Source organism: Collimonas sp. (assembly GCF_035566555.1).
Classification (GTDB): domain Bacteria; phylum Pseudomonadota; class Gammaproteobacteria; order Burkholderiales; family Burkholderiaceae_D; genus Collimonas.
Genome location: NZ_DATMRB010000165.1, coordinates 20,562 through 45,756, shown reverse-complemented (window position 1 = coordinate 45,756; position 25,195 = coordinate 20,562). Strand labels below are relative to the sequence as shown.

Annotated in this window: 29 protein-coding genes and 2 pseudogenes; 10 read left to right on the top strand and 21 right to left on the bottom strand. The window is 56.7% G+C overall.

The window, feature by feature from the left end; all coding sequences use genetic code 11:
* From VNZ65_RS20430 to VNZ65_RS20420, 3 genes and pseudogenes are all read left to right on the top strand, one after another.
* A pseudogene (locus tag VNZ65_RS20430) lies at positions 1-413 on the top strand (terminase); the annotation flags it as partial.
* The gene (locus tag VNZ65_RS20425) at positions 410-1,474 is read left to right on the top strand and encodes a phage portal protein (RefSeq protein ID WP_325672295.1); all 1,065 of its coding nucleotides are present in this window, start codon (positions 410-412) and stop codon (positions 1,472-1,474) included. The pseudogene VNZ65_RS20430 and the gene VNZ65_RS20425, both read left to right, overlap by 4 nt.
* Complete coding sequence (locus VNZ65_RS20420) at positions 1,471-1,680, top strand: DUF2116 family Zn-ribbon domain-containing protein (RefSeq protein WP_325672293.1); 210 nt, start codon at positions 1,471-1,473, stop codon at positions 1,678-1,680. Before VNZ65_RS20425 ends, VNZ65_RS20420 begins: the two co-directional genes overlap by 4 nt.
* A 413-nt stretch (positions 1,681-2,093) precedes the next feature.
* Here the strand turns inward: VNZ65_RS20420 and VNZ65_RS25400 are convergent, their stop codons facing one another.
* From VNZ65_RS25400 to VNZ65_RS20410, 3 genes are all read right to left on the bottom strand, one after another.
* On the bottom strand, positions 2,094-2,243 hold the full coding sequence (locus tag VNZ65_RS25400; RefSeq protein WP_414649188.1) for a hypothetical protein: 150 nt from the start codon (positions 2,241-2,243) through the stop codon (positions 2,094-2,096).
* A 24-nt stretch (positions 2,244-2,267) separates the two neighbouring features.
* Entirely contained in the window at positions 2,268-2,831 is a 564-nt protein-coding gene (locus VNZ65_RS20415; RefSeq protein WP_325672291.1) for a GNAT family protein, read from the bottom strand.
* A 125-nt stretch (positions 2,832-2,956) separates the two neighbouring features.
* Positions 2,957-3,148: a hypothetical protein gene (locus VNZ65_RS20410; protein ID WP_325672289.1), complete on the bottom strand. Its 192-nt coding sequence runs from the start codon at positions 3,146-3,148 to the stop codon at positions 2,957-2,959.
* Between the two features lie 311 nt (positions 3,149-3,459).
* Here VNZ65_RS20410 and VNZ65_RS20405 point away from each other — a divergent pair, with 311 nt between their 5' ends.
* Positions 3,460-3,933 carry a hypothetical protein gene (locus tag VNZ65_RS20405; RefSeq protein ID WP_325672287.1) on the top strand — a complete coding sequence of 158 codons (474 nt, stop codon included), beginning with the start codon at positions 3,460-3,462 and terminating at the stop codon, positions 3,931-3,933.
* 367 nt (positions 3,934-4,300) lie between these two features.
* Here the strand turns inward: VNZ65_RS20405 and VNZ65_RS20400 are convergent, their stop codons facing one another.
* The 4 genes and pseudogenes from VNZ65_RS20400 to VNZ65_RS20385 all read right to left on the bottom strand — a co-directional run.
* Complete coding sequence (locus tag VNZ65_RS20400) at positions 4,301-4,582, bottom strand: helix-turn-helix domain-containing protein (protein WP_325672285.1); 282 nt, start codon at positions 4,580-4,582, stop codon at positions 4,301-4,303.
* Entirely contained in the window at positions 4,579-4,917 is a 339-nt protein-coding gene (locus VNZ65_RS20395) for a type II toxin-antitoxin system RelE/ParE family toxin (protein ID WP_325672299.1), read from the bottom strand. The genes VNZ65_RS20400 and VNZ65_RS20395 overlap by 4 nt, the downstream gene beginning before the upstream one ends.
* Positions 4,918-5,293: 376 nt before the next feature.
* Positions 5,294-5,845: a GNAT family N-acetyltransferase gene (locus tag VNZ65_RS20390; protein WP_325672283.1), complete on the bottom strand. Its 552-nt coding sequence runs from the start codon at positions 5,843-5,845 to the stop codon at positions 5,294-5,296.
* Positions 5,846-6,039: 194 nt separating this feature from the next.
* Positions 6,040-6,226, bottom strand: a pseudogene (locus VNZ65_RS20385) (IS5/IS1182 family transposase); the annotation flags it as partial.
* Positions 6,227-6,249: 23 nt separating this feature from the next.
* Here VNZ65_RS20385 and VNZ65_RS20380 point away from each other — a divergent pair.
* Positions 6,250-6,537 (top strand): hypothetical protein, encoded by a 288-nt coding sequence (locus VNZ65_RS20380; protein ID WP_325672281.1) that lies wholly within the window; start codon positions 6,250-6,252, stop codon positions 6,535-6,537.
* A 13-nt stretch (positions 6,538-6,550) separates the two neighbouring features.
* Here the strand turns inward: VNZ65_RS20380 and VNZ65_RS20375 are convergent, their stop codons facing one another.
* The 3 genes from VNZ65_RS20375 to VNZ65_RS20365 are packed head-to-tail and all read right to left on the bottom strand — an operon-like array spanning position 6,551 to position 8,887.
* On the bottom strand, positions 6,551-7,444 hold the full coding sequence (locus VNZ65_RS20375) for a hypothetical protein (RefSeq protein ID WP_325672279.1): 894 nt from the start codon (positions 7,442-7,444) through the stop codon (positions 6,551-6,553).
* On the bottom strand, positions 7,434-8,270 hold the full coding sequence (locus VNZ65_RS20370; RefSeq protein WP_325672277.1) for a hypothetical protein: 837 nt from the start codon (positions 8,268-8,270) through the stop codon (positions 7,434-7,436). Before VNZ65_RS20370 ends, VNZ65_RS20375 begins: the two co-directional genes overlap by 11 nt.
* Positions 8,271-8,281: 11 nt before the next feature.
* Entirely contained in the window at positions 8,282-8,887 is a 606-nt protein-coding gene (locus tag VNZ65_RS20365; RefSeq protein ID WP_325672275.1) for a hypothetical protein, read from the bottom strand.
* A gap of 445 nt (positions 8,888-9,332) precedes the next feature.
* On the opposite strand from VNZ65_RS20365, the gene VNZ65_RS20360 reads away from it, so the two are divergent.
* Positions 9,333-9,719: a hypothetical protein gene (locus VNZ65_RS20360; RefSeq protein WP_325672273.1), complete on the top strand. Its 387-nt coding sequence runs from the start codon at positions 9,333-9,335 to the stop codon at positions 9,717-9,719.
* A gap of 357 nt (positions 9,720-10,076) precedes the next feature.
* Here VNZ65_RS20360 and VNZ65_RS20355 read toward each other — a convergent pair whose 3' ends face one another.
* Both VNZ65_RS20355 and VNZ65_RS20350 read right to left on the bottom strand, forming a co-directional pair.
* A complete protein-coding gene (locus VNZ65_RS20355) occupies positions 10,077-10,862 on the bottom strand; it encodes an alpha/beta hydrolase (RefSeq protein ID WP_325672271.1) in 786 nt (261 codons plus the stop codon).
* Positions 10,855-11,853: a M14 family zinc carboxypeptidase gene (locus VNZ65_RS20350; protein WP_325672269.1), complete on the bottom strand. Its 999-nt coding sequence runs from the start codon at positions 11,851-11,853 to the stop codon at positions 10,855-10,857. Before VNZ65_RS20350 ends, VNZ65_RS20355 begins: the two co-directional genes overlap by 8 nt.
* Before the next feature lie 189 nt (positions 11,854-12,042).
* Here VNZ65_RS20350 and VNZ65_RS20345 point away from each other — a divergent pair, with 189 nt between their 5' ends.
* On the top strand, positions 12,043-12,903 hold the full coding sequence (locus VNZ65_RS20345; protein WP_325672267.1) for a PhzF family phenazine biosynthesis protein: 861 nt from the start codon (positions 12,043-12,045) through the stop codon (positions 12,901-12,903).
* Between the two features lie 13 nt (positions 12,904-12,916).
* On the opposite strand, the gene VNZ65_RS20340 is transcribed toward VNZ65_RS20345, so the two are convergent.
* Positions 12,917-14,152 (bottom strand): NADH:flavin oxidoreductase/NADH oxidase family protein, encoded by a 1,236-nt coding sequence (locus tag VNZ65_RS20340; RefSeq protein ID WP_325672265.1) that lies wholly within the window; start codon positions 14,150-14,152, stop codon positions 12,917-12,919.
* Positions 14,153-14,220: 68 nt separating this feature from the next.
* On the opposite strand from VNZ65_RS20340, the gene VNZ65_RS20335 reads away from it, so the two are divergent.
* Positions 14,221-14,655 (top strand): MerR family transcriptional regulator, encoded by a 435-nt coding sequence (locus tag VNZ65_RS20335; protein WP_325672263.1) that lies wholly within the window; start codon positions 14,221-14,223, stop codon positions 14,653-14,655.
* 39 nt (positions 14,656-14,694) lie between these two features.
* Here VNZ65_RS20335 and VNZ65_RS20330 read toward each other — a convergent pair whose 3' ends face one another.
* Positions 14,695-15,081, bottom strand: a complete 387-nt coding sequence (locus tag VNZ65_RS20330; protein WP_325672261.1) for a nucleotide pyrophosphohydrolase — start codon at positions 15,079-15,081, stop codon at positions 14,695-14,697.
* A 227-nt stretch (positions 15,082-15,308) separates the two neighbouring features.
* Between VNZ65_RS20330 and VNZ65_RS20325 the strand changes: the two genes are divergently transcribed.
* Entirely contained in the window at positions 15,309-16,712 is a 1,404-nt protein-coding gene (locus VNZ65_RS20325) for a GGDEF domain-containing protein (RefSeq protein ID WP_414649187.1), read from the top strand.
* Between the two features lie 21 nt (positions 16,713-16,733).
* Here VNZ65_RS20325 and VNZ65_RS20320 read toward each other — a convergent pair whose 3' ends face one another.
* The 4 genes from VNZ65_RS20320 to pepN form a co-directional block, all read right to left on the bottom strand.
* Positions 16,734-17,291, bottom strand: coding sequence for a DUF2726 domain-containing protein (locus tag VNZ65_RS20320; protein WP_325672257.1), 558 nt, complete (start codon positions 17,289-17,291; stop codon positions 16,734-16,736).
* 221 nt (positions 17,292-17,512) lie between these two features.
* Positions 17,513-17,797 carry a hypothetical protein gene (locus tag VNZ65_RS20315; RefSeq protein WP_325672256.1) on the bottom strand — a complete coding sequence of 95 codons (285 nt, stop codon included), beginning with the start codon at positions 17,795-17,797 and terminating at the stop codon, positions 17,513-17,515.
* Between the two features lie 138 nt (positions 17,798-17,935).
* The gene (locus VNZ65_RS20310) at positions 17,936-18,937 is read right to left on the bottom strand and encodes a class 1 fructose-bisphosphatase (RefSeq protein WP_325672254.1); all 1,002 of its coding nucleotides are present in this window, start codon (positions 18,935-18,937) and stop codon (positions 17,936-17,938) included.
* Between the two features lie 70 nt (positions 18,938-19,007).
* Positions 19,008-21,719 carry an aminopeptidase N gene (gene pepN, locus VNZ65_RS20305; RefSeq protein WP_325672252.1) on the bottom strand — a complete coding sequence of 904 codons (2,712 nt, stop codon included), beginning with the start codon at positions 21,717-21,719 and terminating at the stop codon, positions 19,008-19,010.
* Positions 21,720-22,243: 524 nt separating this feature from the next.
* Here pepN and VNZ65_RS20300 point away from each other — a divergent pair.
* Positions 22,244-22,897 carry a DUF4136 domain-containing protein gene (locus VNZ65_RS20300; RefSeq protein WP_325672250.1) on the top strand — a complete coding sequence of 218 codons (654 nt, stop codon included), beginning with the start codon at positions 22,244-22,246 and terminating at the stop codon, positions 22,895-22,897.
* Positions 22,898-22,991: 94 nt separating this feature from the next.
* Here VNZ65_RS20300 and VNZ65_RS20295 read toward each other — a convergent pair whose 3' ends face one another.
* The 3 genes from VNZ65_RS20295 to VNZ65_RS20285 form a co-directional block, all read right to left on the bottom strand.
* Complete coding sequence (locus VNZ65_RS20295; protein ID WP_325672248.1) at positions 22,992-23,171, bottom strand: hypothetical protein; 180 nt, start codon at positions 23,169-23,171, stop codon at positions 22,992-22,994.
* A gap of 1 nt (position 23,172) precedes the next feature.
* A complete protein-coding gene (locus VNZ65_RS20290; RefSeq protein WP_325672247.1) occupies positions 23,173-24,147 on the bottom strand; it encodes a quinone oxidoreductase in 975 nt (324 codons plus the stop codon).
* A 97-nt stretch (positions 24,148-24,244) separates the two neighbouring features.
* Positions 24,245-25,156 (bottom strand): DMT family transporter, encoded by a 912-nt coding sequence (locus VNZ65_RS20285; RefSeq protein ID WP_325672245.1) that lies wholly within the window; start codon positions 25,154-25,156, stop codon positions 24,245-24,247.
* Positions 25,157-25,195 lie beyond the last annotated feature (39 nt).

The window sequence follows — 25,195 nt, the reverse complement described above, 5'->3', positions numbered from 1 at the left end:
CCCAGGCAGAAGCCATCCGGCAAATGAGCTTGCGATACAACGTCGAATACATCGGCATCGACACTACCGGCATGGGTATCGGCGTATTCCCCATCGTAAAACAGTTTTTCCCCGGCGCCACCGCGATCAACTATTCGCCGGAGGTCAAGACTCGCATGGTCCTGAAAGCCAAGGACGTCATCAGCAAGGGCCGTCTCGAATTCGACGCCGGCGCCACCGACCTGTCGGCTGCCTTCATGGCAATCCGCAAAACCATTACTGCCAGCGGCCGGCACGTCACTTTCGACGCTGGCCGGACCGCCGAGACAGGTCACGCCGACTTGGCCTGGGCCTGCATGCACGCGCTCGATCACGAACCGATAGAAGGCGTATCGGAAAGCACCACCTCATTTATGGAGATTTTTACATCATGAAGAAACAGCGATTTAAACAGGTACGACAGCACGCGACGGCGCCGCCGGCAAGCAACGTGCCAGCGCCACAGGCCGCCGCATCCGTGGAAGCTTTTTCGTTTGGCGATCCGACGCCGGTGCTGGATCACGCCGACATCATGGAAAGCATGGAGTGCTGGCTCAATGGCAAGTGGTACGAACCGCCAGTCAGCTGGCAAGGGCTGGCAAAGTCGTTTAACGCCAGCGTCCATCACAGCAGCGCGATCTACTTTAAAACCAACATCCTGACATCCACTTTCTTGCCGAACAAATACCTGTCGCGGGATACGTTTAAACGCCTGGCGCTGGACTTTCTGACCTTCGGCAATGCCTATCCAGAAAAGCGCAGCAGCCGTACCGGGCGCCTGGTTGGGTTGACGCATTCCCTTGCCAAGTACACACGGCGCGGGCGGGATCTGGACAACTATTTCTTTGTGCCTGGCTGGCAGCAAGAACATGAGTTTGCCAAGGGCGCTGTATTCCACCTGATGGACCCGGATGTGAACCAGGAGGTGTACGGCCTGCCGCAATACCTGTCCGCGTTGCAGTCGGCCTGGCTCAACGAATCGGCCACGCTGTTTCGTCGCAAGTATTACAAGAACGGCTCTCATGCCGGTTTCATCCTCTACATGACCGACGCTGCCCAGAACATCAAAGACGTGGACAACCTGCGCACGGCGCTGCGGGATAGCAAGGGACCCGGCAATTTCCGGAACGTCTTTATGTACGCGCCAGGGGGCAAGAAAGACGGCATCCAGATCTTGCCGGTGTCCGAGGTCGCCGCCAAGGATGAGTTTTTCAATATCAAGGGCGTGACCAGGGACGACCTGCTGGCCGCGCACCGTGTGCCGCCCCAGCTGATGGGGATCATGCCGAGCAATGCCGGCGGCTTCGGTGCCGTGGAGCCAGCGGCCCGCGTGTTTGCCCGTAACGAGCTGGTGCCGCTGCAATCGCAATTTTTAATGATGAATGAATGGATGGGAGAAGAGATCGTGAGATTTGACGAGTACACATTGGGGAACATGGAAGGGAAGACAGCATGAGCGACGTAGCCGACCGCGCCGAGTGGCGCATCGCGCAGGACATCAAGGCAGCCATGGCGCACGCACGTAAGACGCTCCAGCTGGAGGCGGACAGACATTGCCACTATTGCGATGACGCCGTCGCCCATGGGGCGCTGTTCTGCAATACCGATTGCCGGGACGACTACCAGACGGAACAGGAGGCGCTCAGGCGCGCCGGGCGCTGACGGTATACCTGCCCGCTGCCATGTTGTTACGGCAGCGTCTGCGTCGCCTCAGGCCGCTTTACGCGGCTTTTTTTACGCCCTGGCATTGTTGCCTTGCCATGAAAAAGATCGTCGACCGTGACCTTTCAATCGCAGTCCCCCACCACGCCTGCCCGCCCCGTTAAATGGTGTGCTTTTAACGCAGTTCGCAAAAGCGCCAAGTCCCCAAGCTACGCGGGGCGCGTTGGGAAATTGACTGCAACGCGTTAACGCAAAATGACGCATTTTGGACTGACGAGATTTTATGGGCTTAGGGTTTAACCCCATAGAGAGTTAAACGAATGGCCGTACTTTCAGCTATTGGGGTCACGCCACCGGGACTGTGATGCTCCATTTAGCAAACTGGCCGAATTTCCGCAACCACTGCTAATTTTTCACAATTTAGCGACCAACGCCTTATATTTTGCTTCATCCAACAGCCTGGACCAGGCGTCCTTATTGTTCACTTTCATTTTGAAGATCCAACCGCTACCCATCGGATCTGTATTAATCAGGTACGGCTTTTTGCCCAGTGACTCATTGATTTCCGTCCAGGGTCTGTTACTTATTTAGGTCAAGGGACGAATGACTGAATAAATGCGAGTATTGCGTAAGCTGCCTTGGAGATTTTTTCTGTCTTGCCTAAGCGTCCCTTCGAACTCAAATCCAACACGCTCAGCGAGTCGTCGACTTGCGAAATTTCTTTCATCCATAGACAAAAATACACGATTTGCTTGTAAATTTTCTATCGCATATTGGGCCAAGGCCGCAACGCCTTCGCTAATCAGTCCCTTCCCAAGATATTGAGTTCTGCCCCAGTAGCCCATTTCAAAACGTCGCAAGCTCCAATTTACATAGTGCAAACCACTACCCCCAACCAATGCACCATTAGATTTTAGAATGAGGAACGCCATTAGATCTTCATTCATCAGAAATCGGGCATATGCTTGACGGCAGGATAGCTCGGACTCATCAACAGTTGGAACCGGTGCCACCCATGATAGCCAATCCTTCAGGTGTTCTGCCGAATCGACAATTGCTTGATTAAATATAACGCCGTCACCTGGCTTGGCAACACGGATCAATAGACGTTTCGTATGAATTTCATCTGGCAGTAAGTCAGATTTTTTCATCAAAAATGCCTATAAAAATACGCATGGAATACATTGAATGTACGTCGAGCCTGCTAGTGCGATTAAAAAATATTGCGCAGTGTTATCCTGAAAAACACTGCGTAAAATTTTACGCCATACGTTCTCTAATAAGGAGAGCCTATCTTAGTATTGTCCTTGCAAGGTTTCCATTCAGGCGAAGGAGGGGAGAAGCAACTTTGAATATCAGTCACAATTCCATTGCTTTCTACTTTTGCATATTTAGCGGAAAAACCAGATTTATCAAATCCTGATGCATTATCGAGAACTATTGCAGCAACCTCTTCGTCGTCGTCCATGATTTCCTCACTGTATAGTGTTCGAAATGTCAGCCTAGCAAACAATTGTGAAAATGCAAGATAATTCATGGAGCCATAGCCTACTTTGTAGCTGCGCGCATTATTTCTTCAAATAATTCTATCTTAAAAATATTTCTTGATATAAATATTTTCTATTCTATCCTTTCATTGCAATCTTCTATTCGGAGATTTTTGTGCGACTTCCTCTTCTTGATTGTGCTCACTGCCCCAGTGGTGCAAGCAGGGGAAGCTCATTTCAGCACAATGTACTTAAATTTTCATTTCGTTAAACACTCCGAGGAGGCTCTCCGATGACCATCAATCTGCTCAAAAGTAAAGCATTACTTCGCATGGCGGCGGTTGCGCTCAGTATTGGAGGAATTTCTGCGGTCTCTACGCGAACCGTTGCCGCTGAAACCTGTGGCGGTGCCCCGACTGATTGGGCGGTGGGGGGGGGCAAGTACACTGTATTCAACTCTTCTGGTGACAATAGTGCTATCGTTTTAATGCCTGATGGAAAAACCGCCACTACGACTACATCAAAATACGGCGAACAACCTGGCACTTATTATTTTTCTCCCCCAAATGGTTGGCTTCGGGTCTCTAGCGCTACAGTCAACTCTGCGGGCGTTCAAGAGATGGGCAAGTTACTCTTCGAGTTTTCACAACCAGTATGTGTCCTAGGCGGTACGCAAGTTACTGGTGCCACTGCCAGGACTCTTTACACAAGCCCTGGTGGTGTGTCCCCAATAGCAGAGGGTACGGCCGTTCGCCTACCTCCTTAATTGTTTAAGCACTATCCATCAGCCCAGTTAGTGGGCACCGAGGTTCAATTCGCGCGCGGATTGAGCCGGTGACGACGATTTCGCCGCCGAGCCATCGCGTAAACATCCGACACTGCTCCGATTTTTCTGAAAAATTTGCTGGTTTAAATGGACAATGCTATTCGGGTTATATATAGAAATTATGGGTAGAAATTTGCTCCGAAAAAATATTCTTCCAACCTACTTATTGGGATGCCAGCCGACGAAATTCGCCTTTTTGCGGAGCGAAATGCGGCTGTAAAGCCGCGCCACATATGGGAAACTATATGATCTCGGGAAGCTTTAGATCGAATTGTGTAACCCGGAAAATTCTAGCGCGATATCCGAATTAAGCGGTTTCCAGTACCCGCATTTCAACATGCAGTCCAGCGGATGCCGCCATGTTGACCAAGGCATCTAGGCCGAATAGAGCGATTTTTCCACGCATGAGATCGGAGACACGCGGCTGTGTGACGCCGAATAGCTTTGCGGCCTGCGACTGATTCATGCCGACACGGACGATATGTTCTTTCAGCGCCATCATCAAGCCAGAGCGCAGCTTCATGTTTTCTGCTTCTTCTGGGGTGTCTTCGATTGCATCCCACACACTGGCGAATTTTTCATTACTCATTTGCCTAGCTCCTTAGTTAAGTCACGGTAACGGCTCTCCGCTAAATCCACATCTGTTTTGCTAGTTTTTTGTGTCTTTTTCTGGAAGCAGTGAAGCACATAGATCGCATCGGCAAACTTCGCTACGTAGACGACACGGAATGCGCCAGCAACATCTCGAATTCGAATCTCGCGGACACCTTGTCCAATCGATGGCATTGGCTTCCAGTCGTCAGGTTCGTTGCTGTGTTGCACCTGGTCAATCTGGTATCCAGCTTCCCGACGTGCTGAGAGAGGGAAAGTGCGTAGGTCATCAAGGGCGCTCCCTCGGAATTGCACGGGCTTGGGTACGGTCATTGGTGGGATTATACAAAATTCTGTATTGGTGCGCAAGAATCTCTTGCGAAACCAATGTGAATGTACAATTTCGGGGATGAAGTCAGATGACGTCATGATTTTGCAAAGCAATGAGTTGATTACTAAAATTTTACGAAATTCGACAGTAAGTAATTGATTTTATTGATAACTTGATACCTGTTGGTGGGACCAACCCAATTTTCCGGAAATCCTAGCAAATCCCCGTAAGCCGTGTATTTAAAGGCTTTTCGGCCGATTTAGTGGACATCGTCAGCGTCTCAACACTCTAATCAGAGTACGAATGAAGCATATAAAAAACCGCATAAACATCGATATTCATACGGTTTGTTCGGGTGAATCCTAGATCCGCCAAGGGCTACCCGGCAGTAGAAAATACCACAAACTGATACCTGTTTTGCTCGTGCTCGAACGGGGTCAAGGCTGTCATTTTCAAGCCTTGGAGGTGCACCGCCAGCGAGTGGGGATTGAGGTCGTTGATAAACGCGGCGCCGACATCGTAGTTCGGACGGGTATATTCCTTTACGGCGACGAACAGCTTTTTCGCAATGCCATGGCCTCGCCACGCTTTGCCGACACACACCGGACCATAGACAAAAACGCGTTGCTCCTGCAATGTTTTACCGCCGAACTGCTGTTCGGGGAATGTCTTGAGCATGGCGTCAACTACCGGATGGCGTGGTGGTGGCGTATCAGTGGGCGCCATGCACAGGAAACCGGCAAGTCGTTCGCCGTCCATGGCGACCAGAATACCCAGAGCCTGATTGATGGCAGCTACCTGCTGCGTGTTCATGCTCGAGACGATAAAGCCCTGCAGCTTGTCTTCTTCACTTAGCTGATCTGGCGTGTTTTCCTGTTGCAGTGCGATGATTTTTTCGTAGTCTTTCGGGATGGCCCGTCGAATTTCCATGGCGTTTTCCTTATGGATGTTGTGTTATTTGCAAGTTAAGGAACGTCTGAATAAGCCCCAAACATTCTAATGTTGACAAAAAAATTCTGTGAATCAAAAAAAAGCGACTACGAGACAGCGACTTTCAAGTGAAATCAGGTGATCTACGTCCTAATTTACTGCATCCAGATGCGATTTTACGCACACTGGAGGCATTATGCTCGTTGAAGACACAGCGAGTTCCTACGCACCATGAACAAATTGGCCAACGCACAAGTGACGAAGAATCGATCGGCGCTCTTCGTCACCCCAGGGATAGCGCACCTTAGAGAATCCGAAGATGCGTTTGATCACCCCGAACCCATGTTCTACCCTGGCGCGCATGCTTGATTTGCGCGTGTTCGTCATCCATTACGCAGTCGGTGATGACCTTGCGTCAAAACAACAAAAATTTGGAAGAATTTGAGTGCTACGAATTTGCTACAGCAAATAGTGAGAGCCAGGACTGGCGCGGGGTTTCAGTCTCATTCCACGCCGTGAACTATGGCGAGACAACGCGCAGCCGGGACCGGCTGCGGCGAAATTGTATCAGAGCCGGGGCTACTTGGTGTCAATCAAGTGATACGACCCCAGCTTCGGCAGCTTTATCAGCCCTTGGCGGCATCGCCGGTGCATGGGACCGCATCACCGTCGCCTGGCTGCTCAGCAAATAAGCAGCACCGCTTGCTACCCGTAGTTCATGCAAGCGCCGTATCGGGACAGCTCGCTGTTGACGATGTTCAGGACGATTTCCGGTTGTTTCGCGCGCGTCTCTTCTTCGATGGCGGCCGCAAGTTCGGGCGCAATCTGCATCTGCGCCAATACTGCCAAGGCGCGCACCTTTGGATTGGGATGCGTCGCTGCGACTTCGGCGAGTACCTGCAAATCGTCGTGCTCCCCGATCAGGCCGGCGATGCGGACTGCTGCGTCGGACCCCGCGAAATCGAGATAGCGGAGAATCTTCCCGGTCGCTTCGTCGACCTCGAATTGCAGGTCCTGCTGGTGTTCGGTCCGTGGGATCAGATTTAACGAAATCGACATCTGAGGCGGCGGAAGCTGGATATGGATATCGTGCTTGGCACGATAGATAGCGATCTTTCCCACGGAAAGATTGAATACTGTTGAATTATGAAGATGCAGGCATTCGCCCAACGCCCCGACATGCGCGCTCTTGTCATATTCGAACGTGAGACTTTCGTATCCCGGACCAAAATATCCGATCGTCAGAATATGAAAATTGTGATCATGGCAAATATCGTAGCGAAATCCCGGTATGCGAGTAAACACTTCTTGGCGCGGCATCCAGATATTCGCTCGCAGGAAGAAAGCCGGTTCGCTATGCAGAACGAATACTTCCGGTCCATAAGCATTGTTGAATTGAAAATTCAGATTCTGGCGCAGCTGGTCGGTCAGGAAATCGAAAAGAAAATCTTTGTTGTTGCTGAGCTTCTTTAACAACGGCGCCGACGCCGTCAATCCCTCGATCGTCGAAAGCTCATACCCTCCCGCGTGCAGGCGATGCAGATATTCGGCGAGCGTGATCGCCTCGTCGTCTTGCGGAGGGCAAATCTCAAGCGGCATCCGCGCCTCCCGCCGGATTGGCCACAAGCGCCAGCAGTGTCTCGGCGCCGTTGCGCAAAGCGTCGTTTTCAGATTCGATCGCCTCGTGCAGTGTCGCAAACGCGTCTGAGCGTCTTTCCGCAAACATACCCTCCATCGCCGCGAGGGCAAGGCGGGTGTTGGTCGAACTCAAGGCTTTCTCATAGATGTCGTCGGGCATCCGTCGCCCCATGGCGACAGCCAGTTTGACGACATTCCGAAAGCGTGAGACGAGAGGCGAGGATTGTTCGGCATAGGTCGACTTCAAATCTTGTCCGAAGGTCCAGATCATCGGACTGGCGTCGGCCTTCAGCGTCAGGATTTCGAGGATGGAAGGTTCCGTTACGGAATCCAGGTCCAGCAGATCCCGGCCGTCGTCGGTGGCGAGGTGCTGCAAATTCGTCAGAATGACGTCGTCGACGTGTTCCAACTCGATGCCGGCCTGGAACTGTTCGATGCTGCAGGAAGCTGGAGCGCGCAACTTCCGGATGCGAACCGATCCTTTCCCTTTCATCCCGATGATCTGCCGCATCCCCAGCCATTTGACGATGTGCGGACGGCTCTGGAAGGGCGTCATAATGCGGGTACTATATTCCAGCTCTGGCAGATTGATTGGCGTCAGCGTGTATTGGTTGACGCCGGAGGTAATGGTGTGACGCCGATCGCGCGTGATCGCGCCGAGCTCGCGCGACACCAGCCTCGAAATGAAACCTCTACGAAATTCGTCGACGAAAAGGTTGGCGACTTCGTTCCAATCGCCGTTCAAGCGACTGAATCGCTCCACCAACTGTTTCGTCGGATCGTCCATTGCCTCATCGGCTATTGTTGCAGTTCGACTACGCCGACATCCTCGGTCATGGGGCAGACGATAATGACTTCGGCAATCACAAAAATCACCTGACCCGTGCAGTCTCCATCGTCGCTGACCCGCCCGGCTCCGAAAGACGCGACCGGATTCGCAATCGCAAGATCGCCGAAAGCGACCAGCAATTCATCGCGCTTGCTGCGGATGAACGCGTCAAAACGCTCGAAGTGTTTTGCTGCGCCCGCCTTATCCTTCGCCGCACGCGCACGCTCGATTTCGCCCAAATGCAGCGCCGACTGCCGTGCGATCTCGAACTCCCCTTCCGTGAGTTTGACCGTTTGGTATTTGACATTGGGTTGAAAATTAATGGTCGGGGCGCAATCGGCGATCGATTCGCCTGAATTCACCATCACGTCCAGATAGGGTTTGAGTTGTTTGTATTTTTCGATGAGGACGTCTTCGTCATGGAAGCGCGGTTTGACCTTCGCATTTTTGACGGAAAAACTCAGGCTGATTTCTGGCCCTCTTGAATCCGGTTTTCGATGAAACGTGACTCTCGGTTTAAGCGCCAGAGCAAACGTCACGAAGCTGCGAAGCTCTTTTTCGATTGACTTGGTCATTTGTGGTTTCTCCCTGAATATCAAAGATATACATAATTGAGGTAACTCCAAGTACTGATACAACTGCCGCCCAGCGCCCAGTCATTTACATTGGGATACACATCACATTATTTCCACACGACAATGGTTTTATTGTAGTGTCGATGCGCGGCTTGTCAACGTCGCTTTGCTATTCCATTTGGTGTGCAGCGCTGCTACGCAGCAATCATGAATTCATCAAAATAAGCACCACTCCCAATCGTGATCCCCCGGGCACGTAGTCGTCCCCTCCCGCCACGCCTGCGGGCTACATAGTTCGTTTTCGACTTGATTTTTTTGAAGTGACGCCTGCTCTCGCTGCCACTTTTGACAGGATGCTATCCAGATTTTTATGCACTACCATGAACTCCGCAGAGGCGCACAAATGCGCCTGACTGCCTCCTACTTCCTATGAAAGGAACTCATAATGAGCAACGTACCTGCAATTGGAACTTATACCTCTGCGGACAAGAATTTCACATTGAAGATTTCTTCGGCGAATTCGTCGAATGGTGTCATCACCGGCGTTTACAGCGCCAACTACAGCCCCATCGGCGCATTTTCAGTGGAAGGGAATGTCGGCAACTACGGCTGGGTATTCAGCAAAAGCCAAGGCAAAGACGGCGTTGCGCCATTTAATCTCTCCTTCGGCGGCGCTCAGCGTCCGGATCAGCGTCCATACAATATCGTTGACAATTGGAATGGCGCCTATCTCACCGACAATACCATCTTGGTTGAAGGAACCCGTTCTTTCGTCAACAGCGACGGCGTGGTCGAAGTAGGCAGTCTCGGAACTTTGCGATTCTCTCTCTAACGCAGCCTTGCAGAGTTGTTATACAGCCCTCCTGTCAGGAAATGCATTGAATGACAAGCGGGTGCGGTGCTCCTTGCTACAGCGCGAGAATCCCGAATTCCGCCGCAACAAAATACGCGAGCCTCTATGCGCCGATGCATTCAGCGCATGGAAGCTCGAGCAGTAAAAGCCCGATTGATTTCAAGCTGATGGTTGAGGTATCGGCAGTCGTTACAACCGCATCACTTCCACTGCACCGTTTCGGCTTTTTACTCGAATTCTTTAGCCGTAAATGGAAGCGGCGATGCGGATCGCCCCGCACTCTGAGCGTAGTCGTAAGCGAAGGCCAGCACGATCGAGCCGTCGCATTTCCTCACACTACAAGTCATTTCTGTTGCACTGCCCGGTTGCCGCCAGCCAGTACCGCACCTGTTCGGCAACCCAGCCGCCGGCATCCAGGGTCAGGTCGTGGCCGGCTGTCGGCTGCACCGCCAGCGGCGCCTGCCACAGACGCGCCAGATTCTGCGGGCAGCGTGGGTCGATCAGCCGGTCGGCGCCGCCGGCCAGGATCAATATTGGCATCGTCGGCGCATGTGGCGGCGCGCGGTAACGCATCGCGGCGTACAGCTGCCGCCAGGCGTTGCCGCGGCTCACGGGATGATCGTGTTGATAGCCGATCCATGCCGCCAGCACCGCCGCCTGCTCAGCGCCGCGACAGCTGGTCAGCTGCAGCAGCAGGCGTTCCTGCCGGGCGAAATTGCGCTGCCGGAGTCCCGACAAGGCAAGGCTAAGCAGCGCCGGATAGTTGCGCGGTCGCAAACGCTGGTAGAACGGGCTGACCGGCCGCAGGCTGGTGTTGAGCAGCACACAGCCGGCCAGTTCCTGCGGATAACGCGCGGCCCAGTCGATGGCCACCATGGCGCCAAGAGACAAGGCGAATAAATAATACGGCGGTGAAATGTTCTGGCTCAAAAGCTGGCGCCGGCAGGCATCTGTCATTGCTTCCACGCGTACCGGGCTCTTCTCCTTATGCAGGCGGCCGTTGCCCGGCAGATCGAGCAGCGTGACGCCGGCTTGCGGCAGAGTCGCCCGAAACACTTCTGGAAACTCACCCCAATGCCGCGTCTCCCGCATCAGCCCGCGCAGGAATACCCAGTTACTCATGGCAGGCGGCGCTTGGCGCAGCATTGACGGAACTGGCCGGCATCCAGCTTTTGTGGGCGCCGGCGGCACGCGTCAGGAATTCAAGCCAGACCAGGTGGCTGCGCAGTACCCGGTGCAGCCGGCCGGGCGAGCGGGGATTGAACATCCCCTGCCGGGAAAACAGCTGACGGGGATTTTCCCTTACCCAGAGCCAGGATCCCATCTCCAGCGTCAGCGGCAGAAAAACCTGGCCACTGCCGGGCGGCATCTGCAGGTACAGGTAGTCCCACAGGTCGCCATGGGTCAGGTACTGAGCGTTTTGTGCTTCGAACAGATAGTTGTGTTCGCGATAGGTCTGGTTGAACAGATCGGCAAGGGCAAGGATTTCCGGCAGGTGGCGAATCGGCGTCCGGCTGTGCGCATAAGGAAACCAGATGCGGTCCTTGGCGCCGAAACCGGAATGGCAGTCGAGGGCGATGCTGAACTCGCGGCTCATCAGTTCTTCCTGCACCACGCTGCAGAGCGCCTGCGCTTCAGCCTCCATCGGCGCATCGCTGGCGCCGCGGTACCACGGCAGGCGCGCGCTGATGCGCTGCCCGCCCAGCAGGAAGTGCACTTTCTCATTGGCGTCCAGCGGGGCATTGCGCATCAGGTCGACGCCGCGCGGATTGCAGCGGGTGCTGTCCCACATGCCGGCGGGATTCACCAGCGGCATGAACACCAGGCGTACAGAGGCCAGCTGGTGATGCAGCAGCGCGTCCCACTTCAGGCGCGCCAGCAGGCTGCGCAAGAAGGCCAGCAATACCCGCGTACCGATCTTTTCCAGGCCATGGACGCCGCCAAAAAAGCCGACCGCGGGCGCTGCCGGATCCTTGCTGCCGATGCTGAGGACATAGACCGGGAAGCAATGTCCCTTCATTTCGATGTCGCACACAATCCTGCTCTCCAGGTAGGGCTGGCCCTCCTGGATGATGCGTTCCAGCTCGATCAATTCAGGTAAATTGAAGTCCATTTCTTGGAGCCCCCGCGACCGGTCAACAATGGATTGGTACGAGCTCAACTTTTGCGCCTTCTTGCCGGTCTTGTCAAGGAAATAGCTGAAAACCGCTTGCCCGGTGCGGTAGGATATTGTTTTTAGCGCTGCGCAAGAATCGCGCGCAATTGCAGCCTTTTCATCTCACCACAGAACCACGGGACATCCATGAGCACCTATGCCTTCCGGCTCCTCAATGTTTTTGCAGAATCCACTTTCGGCGGCAACCAGCTGTGCGTGTTTGAAGATGCGCGCGGCATGGACGAGGCCACCATGCGGGCGCTGGCGCTGCAGTTCAATCTGTCGGAAACCACGTTCATCCTGCCATCGGAACGCGCCGATGCCTTGGTACGCATCTTCACGCCGGATTATGAAATGCGCTTTGCCGGCCATCCGACGCTAGGCACGGCCCAGGTGGTGCGGGAGCTGGCCGGCACCGGCGATGCGCTGTCGCTGGAATTCAAGGCTGGCGTGGTACCGGTGCGTGCGCAAGGCAACGTCTGGACCCTGGTCGCACCGCAGCCCGGCGGCTTGAAGACCGCGCCGGAAAACATGACTATTGCCGCCATGGCGGCATTGCTCGGCTTGTATCCTGACGACGTGCTGGATGTGCCCTTATGGGTAGATACCGGCAGCGACCAGTTGCTGGTGGCGCTGCGCAGCGTCGATGCGGTACGGCGCGCTTGCCCCGACAGCGGACAGCTCGATGCCTGGCCGGTGAGCAGCCTTGAACGCAAGACCGTGTATGTGTTTGCCTTCGATCCCGAACGCCCGGGCCGGGTCGTGTCGCGCTACTTCTTCGCCAAGGCAGGCGGCGGCGTGGTTGAAGATCCCGGCACCGGATCGGCCTGTGCCAATCTCGGCGGCTGGCTGATCGCCAAAGGACATGCATTGCCGCTGCAGTACGAGATTGAACAAGGCGCGGCAGTCAAGCGCCCTTGCCTGCTGCGCCTGCAGGTTACTGCCGACGCAGCGATTCAGGTGGGCGGCAAAGTCATCGAGATTGGCCGCGGCAGCGTCACCGTATAGCCGCGCCGCTACCTCAGGTGCGCGCCTGCGACCAGCGCCGGTAACGCCGTGTCAGCCGCCGCGTACGCAACTGGTCGACAATCAGGGTCAGCAATGGCGAATGTTTGCCGCCCGCGCTGCCGCTAGCGCCCAGCAGGCGCAAGCGACGCTTGACCAGCGCCATGCGCGCCAGTGCCGCGATGACCTGGTCTTTCCAGTCGATTTGCGGACTGTGCGCAGCCTGGTCGCCGCCGGCCCGCCATTGTGCCGGCAAGTCCGGCGCCAGCGCCAGCGCGGTGGCCATGCCGGCGACCGCCACGCCGCCGGCCAGCACCTGCTCGGCGACAGCCTTGCGGCGGATGCCGCCAGTGGTCATCAGCGGCATGCGGGCGACAGCAGCCAGTTCTCTGGCAAACTCCAGGAAATAGGCTTCGCGCGCCAAGCTGCGGCCATCGGCGGTGTTTCCTTGCATGGCCGGGCTTTCATAGCTGCCGCCGGAGAGCTCGACCAGATCCACCGGCAGTTCGTTCAGCCACAGGATCACTTGCCGGGCATCGTCTTCGGTAAAGCCGCCGCGCTGGAAATCGGCGGAATTCAGTTTCACCGCCACGCAGAATCCGCTGGATACTTTCGCCCTCACCGCACGCACCACTGCCAGCAGCAGACGCGCCCGGTTGGCCAGGCTGCCGCCCCAGTCATCCTTGCGCTGGTTACTGAGAGGCGACAAGAACTGCGATATCAGATAACCATGGGCGGCGTGAATCTCGACGCCGTTGAAGCCTGCCTGCTCGGCGGCTGCCGCGGTGGCGGCAAAACGGCCGATGACTTCCTCGATCTCGGCGGCGTCCATGGCTTTCGGCCGCACAAACAGCTTGCTGTGCTTACCCATGTCCAGCGCCACCGCCGAAGGCGCCCAGGCGCGGCCGCCCATGGCCGCCATCACCTGACGGCCCGGATGGTTGATCTGCATCCACACTTGCGCGCCCTTGTGCTTGGCGGCGTCAGCCCACTGCCTGAAGGGTTCCAGCGGCGTGCCGGCTTCCAGCACGATGCCGCCCGGGCCAGTCAGCGCGGCGCCATCGATCATGACATTGCCGGTAATGATCAAACCCGCGCCGCCCTCCGCCCAGGTCTGGTATAGGCGGCGTATGGCCGGGCCGGGCAGTTGTCCATCGTCGGCCATGTTTTCCTCCATGGCGGCTTTGGCCAGGCGGTTGGGCAGCAGGCTGCCATTCGGTAGTTGCAAGCTTGAAAACAGGGCTGATTGCATGGTGCATCCGTCGGTAAAGGTGGAAATAAGGTATCCTAAGCTTAAAGTCAACTTGAAGGTCAAGCATTATGAAGATCGGTGAACTGGCGGAAAAAACCGGCATGGCGTCCTCCGCCATCCGCTACTACGAGCAAAGCGGCCTGCTGCCGAAGGCGGAACGCGGCGCCAACGGCTATCGCGAGTATGCCGATGCGGCCGTGGAACGCCTGCGGCGGATCCAGATGGCGCAGGGATTGGGATTTTCGCTGGATGCGATCCGCAGCGTATTTGCAGCTGGCAATGAAGGTTTGTCCAAAGATGAACTTCTACACAGGCTGGACGGCCGGCTGGAGGAAATCGACCAGCTCATGGGCACGCTGCGCGAACAGCAGCAGCACTTGCAGGCCTTGCGCGTCACGCTGCTTGAAAGCTGGGCCGAAGGCGAGTGCCTGAATGCCGACGCCCTGGCGCAAGACAAACTGGCCAAGGCGACGCAGCGGTCCAAGGCCAGCGCCCAGAGCTGAAGGCCTTATGCCAGGCGCCGACCGCCCGGGACGCGCTCATCATGGATTCTTGTATTCGTAGTATTTGCGCGCGTCGCCGCGCACTTTGTCGGCCGGATACTTGGCGCGGTTAAGCAGCATTTTTTCCGCCACTGCCGCGTTCAGGTCGATATCCAGTTTGTCGGCGAGGCGGATCAGATACACCAGCACATCGGCCATTTCGTGTCCGACCTGCTGCAATTTGTCCGGACCGAGCTCTTCACTGCTGCCGGTTTTCAGCCACTGGAAATGCTCCAGCAGCTCTGCCGCTTCGACGCACAGCGCAGACGACAGGTTTTTCGGCGTATGAAACTGATCCCAGTCGCGTTCATCGACGAAAACGCGAATTTCCTCGCGCAGCTTGGCAAATTCGCCCTTGTCTTCACCGTTGCCTGGCTGGCCACTCATGCTGCACTCCTTGTTGAATTTCCCGACATCATATATGCAGCCGGCGACAAAAACGCAATCCGTCTTCAGCTGTGAAAAATGACAGTTTCACAATCGCCTTGCACAAAATCCTATCGAAACGGGAAAATGTTTGTTACCTTGCATACAGGAACAGTTTTCTCCAGCCATTTTGTGAATAGCCGTGCCGCCGTTGCCTGACGGAATTATCATCTGAGCCGAGGATGCATATGGACATGAGCGCAAAAATCGGCGAACGGCCAGAAACCATTCGCCGGGTCACCAAAATCTATGCTGCTTTCCTGATCGCCGGCTTCGCCCTGTCGCCGGTCTTTTTGATTGCCTACCTGTATTTTTTCCAGGATCCTACGCTCAAATTCGAGAATCACCTGTTCCACGAATTCGCGATCACCGGCGCCACCATCGAAGGCCTGTTCGTTACCTACGTCAGCTGGCGTTGCTACCTGTCGTCGGGAGAACCGCTGCTGCGCTGGCTGACCCTGGGTTTTCTCGGCTTCACGCTGATCTATGTGCTGCACGGCGCTTTCACCGGCATGGCGCACCATAACATCTGGCTGTTCCTGCTGTACGGCCCGGCTTCGCGGCTGGCGATGGCGATCCTGCTGCTGATCGGTTTGCTGTCCTTCAACCAGGAACCCGACGCGCCCGCGCAACGGGTCAATCCGCGCGCATGGCTGGCCTGGATCGCGGCTTTTCTTGCGATTGACGTAGCGGTGGCGATTGCCGCCTACTCGCCGTTTGCCGGCAGCCCGGCGCTGCGGCTGTCGATGGAAGGCGGCGCCTTGATGTTTTCCGCGATTAACCTCAGCGTCATGCTGATGGGACGGATCCGCTCGCCGCTGATGACGATCTTCGGGATTTCGATTGCGCTGTTCGGCCTGTCCTCGCTGGCCTTCATTCTCGGCAAGCCGTGGAACCATATGTGGTGGCTGGCGCATGCGATCTTCGCCGGCGGCTTTTTCATCCTCAGCTACGGCATCGTCAAGGCATTCCACACCACACGCTCGTTCGCCAATATCTATAACCAGGAAGAGATGGTGAACCGGCTGGCTATGGCCATGGTGAGAACTGAAAGCGCCCTGCAGGAACTACAGCGCAGCAATCAGATGCTGGAGCACCTGGCGTCGACCGATCCGCTCACCGGCGCCGCCAACCGCCGTCACTTCATCGAACGGGTCGACGCCGAGATCGCCCGGGCCAAGCGCGACAACCTGTCGTTCGCATTGCTGGCGCTGGACCTGGATAATTTCAAGGCCATCAACGACCGTTACGGCCATCAGGTGGGAGACCAGGTGCTGCAGGGATTCGTGCAGAAATGCACGGAACAGATCCGTCCCTACGATAGCGTGGCGCGCATGGGCGGCGAAGAATTCATGGTGCTGCTGCCGCAAGCGACGCAGGAACTGGCGGTGACGATCGGAGAGCGGATCCGCGCGGCGACCGAAAGCGCGGTATTCGACAGCATAGTGATTCCCAGGCTGGCGCTGACGGTGAGCATCGGCGTGTCCCAGTTCGGGCTCGACGGCAGCACGATCGACACCATCTTCCGGGCTGCCGACGAGCGCCTGTACCGCGCCAAAAACCAGGGACGGAACTGCGTCATTACCGAATAAAGCGTCCCTGCCAGAGAATGGTCAGCCGGCGCCGGTATTCCGGTATTTGCCGATGCCGATACCAAAGATGCTGGTCTGATGGGTTTTGTTTTTCACTACCCGCAGCTTCTTGCTCGGATCCAGCAAAGTGAAGCGCTCCCGGATGTCGGCTTCGCTAGGCAGGGAATTGGCGCGCCAGCGGATAATGTCGATGCCGGCCTTTTTCAGCGCCTTGTACTTTCTTTCATCATCCTTGCTGACTGTCTTTGAACTGTGGTTTTTGGTATCGATTTCTATTACCGCAACGACATCGCTGGCTTTGTCGCACACCACAAAATCCAGGTTCTTGGATGTCATCGCATCCAGCCCGCCGCTATCCTTGGTGCCCAGGCAACGGCCCAGGCTGACCTGCGCCAGCACCATATGGTCCGGCAAGGCGCCGACCAGCCGCCAGTACAGGACTTGCTCATGGTTCGACAGGGGTTTTTTCTTGATGTATTCGCGGCGCTTCTGCTGGGCCGCCTGCTTCTCTCTGGTGAGTACGGTAATAACCACCAAGATGATGATCGTCAGCACCGTCAGTGCGATGATTGCTTTCATTATTCTGTTCCCCTGGTTGAATGCAGCGGCCATTATATTTCCATATAGAAATATAATGAAGACAAAAATGCAGAGCTTAGGACCCGTCAGGGATTAATGCGGAGAAGCGCGGGCGAAAAATGGCGGGACCGGGAATTACCCCGGATGTGGGAAGCAGTATGTCACCATGAAGCTGCCGGCGCGGCGCGCCGACAGTCACGATAAACAGGTAAAACCAGGCTTTAGGCGCTTAAACCGAAAATGGCGTCGTAGCCGTTCTTGACCCGGTCGACTTCCTTCAGCTCGTTGCTCAGCTCAAGGTCTTCCAGCTCTTCCACCGCATTGATGAACTGCTTGCGGTCGGCGGCGCCAATCACCCGGTAAATCTCTTGCTTCGCGTTGAGGACAGCGATCAGCATCTGTTCTTGCCGGACCAGCTTCTCTTCCACGGTGGTGATCAGCAGGTTGGTCATGATGTCTTTGTCGAACTCGGGGATACTCTTATCTCCGACTAGTGCAGTTTTCAATCTATTCCTCTTATTTCTATCAATGTGTATTGCGGTAAAGCGTTTGCTGCCAGTGCGGGATTCTACAACGCCTGGCATTTCGCTGCCGCGCACGGCACGGATCTCCTGCTCTGACCCGGCCGCACGCCGCGGGTTCCCTTACTCCTGGTGATAGCGCGTCACCAGTTCCACTTCGCTCTTGGAACCGAGGAACACCGGCACACGCTGGTGCAGCTTCTCGGGCTGGATATCCATGATGGCTTGCTTGCCGTCGGTAGCGGCGCCGCCGGCCTGTTCGACGATGAAAGCCATCGGATTGGCTTCATACATCAGGCGCAGCTTGCCTGGCTTGTCCGGTTCACGCGCATCGGCCGGATACATGAAAATGCCGCCGCGATTCAGGATGCGATGGACATCCGCCACCATCGAAGCGATCCAGCGCATGTTGAAATCCTTCTGGCGCGGACCAGTGCTGCCGGCCAGCATCTCGTTGACATAGCGCGTCACCGGCGGATGCCAGTGGCGGGCGTTGGAAGCGTTGATGGCAAATTCCTTGGTCTCGGCCGGGATCTGCATGTCGCGCTGGGTCAGCACCCAGGAACCCATCTCGCGGTCCAGGGTAAAGCAATGGACGCCGTTGCCGGTGGTCAGCACCAGCATGGTCTGCGGGCCGTAGACGGCGTAGCCGGCTGCCACTTGCTTGCGGCCGGATTGCATGAATTCCTGTTCGGTTGGCGTGGTCATGCCGTCGGGCGCCTTCAGCACCGAGAAAATGGTGCCGATCGAGACATTGACGTCGATGTTGCTGGAGCCGTCAAGCGGATCGAACAACAGCATGTATTCGCCTTGCGGATAACGGTTGGGAATCGGATGGATGGATTCCATTTCTTCCGACGCCATCGCCGCCAGGTGGCCGCCCCATTCATTCGCTTCCAGCAGGATTTCATTGGAAATGATATCCAGCTTCTTCTGTACTTCGCCCTGCACGTTTTCACTGTCGGCGCTGCCCAGGACTTCGCCCAGCGCGCCCTTGCCTACGGCATGGCTGATGGTTTTGCAGGCGCGGCCCACTACTTCGATCAGCAGGCGCAGTTCGGCCGGGATACTGTTGTGCAAACGCTGTTGCTCGATCAGGTGCTGCGTAAGACTGATACGTTTCATATTGCTCTTTCTTCGTTGTAGCCGTTCGCCGCCGCCGCGGCATCCCGCAATGGCGGCGAACCAGCCAAAATCAATTGGCTAATGCCTTGCCAATCACTTCCAGTACATCCTTCGATAAGTTTGGCGCTGCCGCCACCCGTTGCAGGGCGCTGCGCATTTTTTCCTGCAGCGCTGGCGCATATTTGCGCCAGCGGTCCATGCTGCGCGCCAGCCGCGAAGCCACTTGCGGATTGACGCTGTTGAGCGCGATCACCTGATCTGCCCAGAACTCGTAGCCGCTGCCGTCGGCCGCATGGAAATTGGCCGGATTGCCGCTGCAGAAGCTGAAAATCAGGCTACGCGCGCGGTTCGGGTTTTTCAGCGTGAAGGCCGGATGTTCGGCCAGGGTGCGGATAGTGGCGACGTCGGCAGTATAGGCCATGGCTTGCAGTGCAAACCATTTGTCGATCACCAGCGCTTCCTGTTCAAAGTCCAGGTAGAATTTTTCCAGCGCTGCGGCCTTGCCCGGCGCGCTGCTGTTGGTCAGCGCCACCAATGCGGCCAGACGGTCGGTCATGTTGTTGGCGCTGTCGTATTGCTGCTGCGCCAGCGCATGCGCGGCCGCATCGTCAGCCTGGATCAGGTACGACAAGGCGACGTTCTTCAAGGCGCGCTTGCCTGCGGCATCGGCGTCCGGGCTGTAGTCGCCTGGCGTCTGGCTGGCGTGATAAGCGGCCAGCAGGTCGTCCTTGAGCGCTGCACCCAGCTTGCCGCGCAGGTACTGGCGCGCGCTATGGATCGCTTGCGGATCGATGACTTCGGTCTGTTCGGCCAGCAGCGCTTCCGATGGCAGCGTCAGCGCTTGCTCGCGGAACGCGGCATCCAGTGCGCCGTCATTCAGGATCAGGCCAAGCGCCTGACCCAGTGCCGCACTGTTGGAGGCGGCATGGTTCATCACTTCTTCCAGCGCTACCACGTGACCTGCCTGCGCTGCTTCCTGCACCGCTGCAGTCAATGCCAGCAAGCTGCGTGTCGCCAGGCGCTGCCCCGCTTCCCAGCGGTTGAAGGCATCGCTGTCGTGCGCCAGCAGGAAAGCCAGTTCGGCATCAGTGTACTCAACATCCAGCACCACCGGCGCGGAGAAATTGCGCAGGATCGACGGCACCGGCTGTTCGGCGACATCGACGAAACGGAAAATCTGCTGCGTCTTGGTCAGTTCCAGTACGCGAGTGGTCTCGCTGCCGGCCTTGCCTTTGCCGTCGCTGCTCAAGCGCAGCGCCATGTCCTTGCCGCTGCTGTCGAGCAGGCCAACCGCGACCGGAATATGAAACGGCAGTTTCTTGTTCTGCCCCGGCGTCGGCGCGCAACTTTGCGACAGCGTCAGTTCATACGTCTTCTTGGCGGCATCGTACTTGCCCTGTGCCTGCACGCGCGGGGTGCCGGCCTGGCTGTACCAGCGCTCGAACTGGCTCAGGTCGCGGCCGTTGGCGTCGACCATGGCGGCGCGGAAATCGTCGCACTCGACGGCCTGGCCGTCATGACGCTCGAAGTACAGGTCCATGCCTTTGCGGAAGCCGTCGCGGCCGAACAAGGTCTGGTACATGCGCACCACTTCAGCACCTTTTTCGTAGATCGTGACGGTGTAGAAATTATTGATTTCGACGTAGGAGTCCGGACGCACCGAGTGCGCCATCGGACCTGCATCCTCCGGGAACTGCGCCTGACGCAAGACACGGACGTCGTCGATGCGCTTGACGGCGCGGCCGCTGTCGGTGCCGACCATATCGGCCGAAAATTCCTGGTCGCGGAATACCGTCAGGCCTTCCTTCAGGGACAGCTGGAACCAGTCGCGGCAGGTGACGCGGTTACCGGTCCAGTTGTGGAAGTATTCGTGACCGACCACGGCCTCGATATTGGCGTAGTCGACATCGGTGGCGATGCGCGGATTGGCCAAGACATACTTGGTGTTGAAAATGTTCAGGCCCTTGTTTTCCATCGCGCCCATGTTGAAATCGCCGACGGCGACGATCATGAAGCGGTCCAGGTCCAGCTCCAGGCCGAAGCGCTCTTCATCCCAGCGGATGCTGTTGATCAGCGAATCCATGGCGTGCTGGGTCTTGTCCAGATTGCCCTCTTCGACCCACACCTGCAGCAAGACTTCGCGGCCGGACTTGAGCGTGTACTTTTCTTCCTGGCACACCAGGTTGCCGGCCACCAGCGCGAACAGGTAGGATGGCTTCTTGAACGGGTCTTCCCATTTGGCATAGTGGCGGCCGTCAGGCAGGCGGCCTTCTTCGATCAGGTTACCGTTCGACAGCAGCACCGGGTATTTTTTCTTGTCGGCGCGCAGCATGACTGTGTACTTGGCCATGACATCCGGACGGTCCGGGAAATAGGTGATCTTGCGGAAGCCTTCAGCCTCGCACTGGGTGAAGAAATTGCCGTTGGAAACGTACAAGCCCATCAGCGAGGTATTCTTTTCCGGGCTGGTCAGCGTTTCAATTTCCAGCACTACCTTGGCGGGCGCGGATGGAATCCGCAGCTTGCCGCCTTCGAGGTGGTACTGGCTGGCTTTCAGCTGCTTGCCGTTGAGGCGCAACTGCACCAGTTCCAGTCCTTCGCCGAACAGCACGATTTCCTTGCTGGCGCTGGCCGGATTGCGGCGCATCGCGATGCGGGTGGCAATGCGGGTCGCAGCCGGATCGAGATCGAAGCCCATGTCGACGGTGTCGACCAGGAAGGAAGGAACGGAATAGTCCTTGCGGTGGATGGTTGGAGGCGTGACGGAAGTATCGGTGCGCATAGGTAGTGGTGGCTAAGGTGGCGGGTGAATGATGGTAAATTCGAGTGATAACTTCGGTTGACAACTATGGTTGGTAACGACAGTCGGCAAAGTCGGCAATCAAGCGGTCAGCATGGGCGATAACCCAGTGACTTGCCTGATGACCTGCTGGTCAGTCTTATCAGTGTTAATAATTCGGGCAGACAGTGATTCTACCAATCAAAGCGCAAAGCATCATCCAATTTGAGGCATATATGCCGCAGCATCGCCAAACAATGGATATCAATAAAACAATATAATGATAGGTAATGGAAGTTGCTATAAAATCAGCTGTTCATCTGCCGGAAGAAAAACCGGCCCGCAAGTTACAGGTCGTGACAATGCGATAGAGCAGCACTATCAAGACTTGGCTAAAATATGCACATAAAGCTGTTCTTTCGGCCATCCGGCCGCGAGACCGCCAGTCCCACGTGCCAGCTGCCGTCCTTGCCTATCAGGCAAATCCCGGAATTGCAGTGCACATTCCCCCACGAAGAGGAACCGCAATGAAACGCATCATCAGTCTCTGTTTGGCCTCGCTGTTATTGCTGCTTGGCGGCTGCGCCACCGTCGTCAGCAGCAATGTCACGGCATTCAACGAGTGGCCGGCGGACTTGCCGAACAAATCTTTCGTCTTCGAGCACACCGAAGCACAGAACAACGACCTGGAATACCGCAACTACGAAAGCCTGGTACGCACGGAGCTGCAACGCCTGGGATTTGTGCAGCAGGATGGCGGCGCGGCGCAATTGAAGGTGGCCCTGAAATATGACATCAGCGCGCGCGATGTCCACGTGGTCGAACCGGTGGTCGCCGATCCGATGTGGTATGGCCCCTATGGCTGGGGAAGGCCAGGCTTCTATGGCCCGGGATTCTATGGCCCGCGCTTCAACGATCCTTTCTACGACCCATTCTGGTATGGCCCGCAAGTGATCGGCCAGCGCGAATACGACTTTCAACTGTTCCTGCGCCGCCTGAATGTCACCATCACGCGCGCCGCCGGCGGTCAGAAACTGTATGACGTCAGCGTCAGCAGCGAAGGAAAAGTGGGCTCGCTGCCGGCCATCATGCCGTATCTGGTGCGCAGCGCCTTTACCGATTTCCCCGGCAAGAGCGGCGTGCCGCACGTGGTCAAGCTGAAGGTGGAAGACCAGCAGTGAATCAACCATAACCGCCGCGGCAAACCCGGCAATAAAAACGGCCTGTGCTCCCGTCCAGACGGGGTCACAGGCCGTTTTTATGCAGCGGCGACGGTCAGCTATAAAACCATTCGCTGGCAAAGGTGATGAAACCGATGAGTATGACCGCCAGCACCAGCACGATCAGCAAACGGCCGAATTTGGGCGAACCCTCGCTGCCGCTCGGTTGTTCGTCCGGATGGTGCATCGGATTTTCCAGCTCAGCCTGCGGCTGGTCTTTCAAAGGGTCGCTCATCTCAGGGAACCAGGATGGTGGAGCCGGTGGTCTTGCGCCCCTCCAGGTCGGCATGCGCCTGCGCCACGTCTTTCAGGGCATAGCGCTGGTTGATTTCAATCGTGATCTTTTTGCTTTCCACCATCTGGAACAGATCCGCGGCAGCTGCGTCCAGGTCAGCCCGGGTCGATACGTAGCTTGGCAGCGACGGCCGCGTGATGCTCAGCGAACCGCGCGACGCCAGTTCGTTCAGGCTGAATGGCGGCACCGCACCTGAGGCATTGCCGAAGCTGACCATCGTGCCCAGCGGCGCCAGGCAGTCCAGCGAACCGATGAAGGTGTCCTTGCCGATCGAGTCGTACACCACCGGCACGCCCTTGCCGCCGGTGATTTCCCGCACCCGCTCGACAAAATTCTCGGTCTTGTAGTTGATCACATGGGTACAGCCGGCCGCGGTCGCCAGCGCGGCTTTTTCAGCCGAACTGACAGTGCCGATCATGGTCACGCCAAGCGCTCGCGCCCATTGGCTGGCGATCAGGCCGACGCCGCCGGCGGCAGCGTGGAACAGGATGATTTCGCCGCCACGCAAAGGGAAGGTGCGGCGGAACAGATACTGCGCGGTCAGGCCCTGCAAGGTCATGGCGGCGGCGGTATCGAAGCTGATGCTATCCGGCAGTTTGATCAGGAACGCGGCGGGCATCACGCGCGCTTCAGAATAGGCGCCGTTCGGACGGGTCGCATAAGACACGCGGTCGCCGACTTTCACGTGCGTCACGCCCGCGCCGACCGCCTCGATCACGCCGGCGGCTTCCTGGCCGAGGCCTCCCGGCAAAGGTTGCGGATACAGGCCGCTGCGGAAATAAACGTCGATAAAATTCAAGCCGCAGGCGGCGTGCCGGATCCGGACTTCGCCCGGGCCAGGGTCGCCAACTTCGACGTCGACATACTCCATGACTTCGGGACCGCCGGTTTTCGATATCCTGATTGCTTTTACCATGATTGCTTTCACCTCCTAATGATGCTCTCTGTGCTACTGCTTAACATTGCATGAAACTGCAAAAAATCATTATCTGATCGCGCTTGATCGTGCCTTTTTATGCCTTCTTCTTTGAGATCAGATAAATCCCCACCAACACCAGACCGGTGCCTGTCAGCTGGATCGCCGTAATCGGCTCCGCCAGGATCAGGGCACCCAAAAACAAGGTCGAAACCGGCCCCACCATGCCCGCTTGCGCCGCCGTCGCCGGCCCGACGCGGGCCACGGCAATCATCGTCAGGAACACCGGCAGCACCGTGCAAAACACGGCGTTAATCAACGACAAGCCATACACTTGCGGCAACTGCTGCAACAGCACAGGCCACGGCCGCAGCAGCAGGAACTGCACAATGCAGGCAACACACGAAACACACATCGCATACGCCACCAGCCGCATCGCCCCGACCCGGCTAACCAGCTCGCCCGACAGCATCAGGTAGAGCGCATAGCTGACCGCGGCGCCTAGCACCAGCACACTGCCCAGGCCGATATTGGCGCCGCCCAGGCGCACGTCATGCAAGAACACCAGCACCGTTCCCAGATAGGAAATCAGCAATGCCGCCCATTCCATCCAGCTCACCCGGCGCCGATAAAAAAAGAAAGACATCAGCAGCACGAAAGACGGCGTCAAAAACAGTATCAAGCGCTCCAGCCCGGCCGAAATATACTGCAAGCCGAGAAAATCGAGAAAGCTTGACAGGTAATAACCGATCAAGCCCAGCACCACGATCCGCATGCGGTCGCGCGTCGACAGCGGCGCTTCGCTACGCGCCTTCCACACCGCCACCGCGGCAAACAATGGCAGCGCGAACAGCATGCGGAAGGTGATCAGCAGCACCGCATCGACCGGGTAGCGATAGATCAGCTTGGCGACTATCGCCTTGGCTGAAAACAGAATCGCGCCGACGACGGCAATTGCCAGGCCGCCAAGAAAAAGCTGGCGATCGACCACCGGTAACTTACTACTCATTGAATGCTCATGATGGAATTGTAATGGGTATGTGAAGAT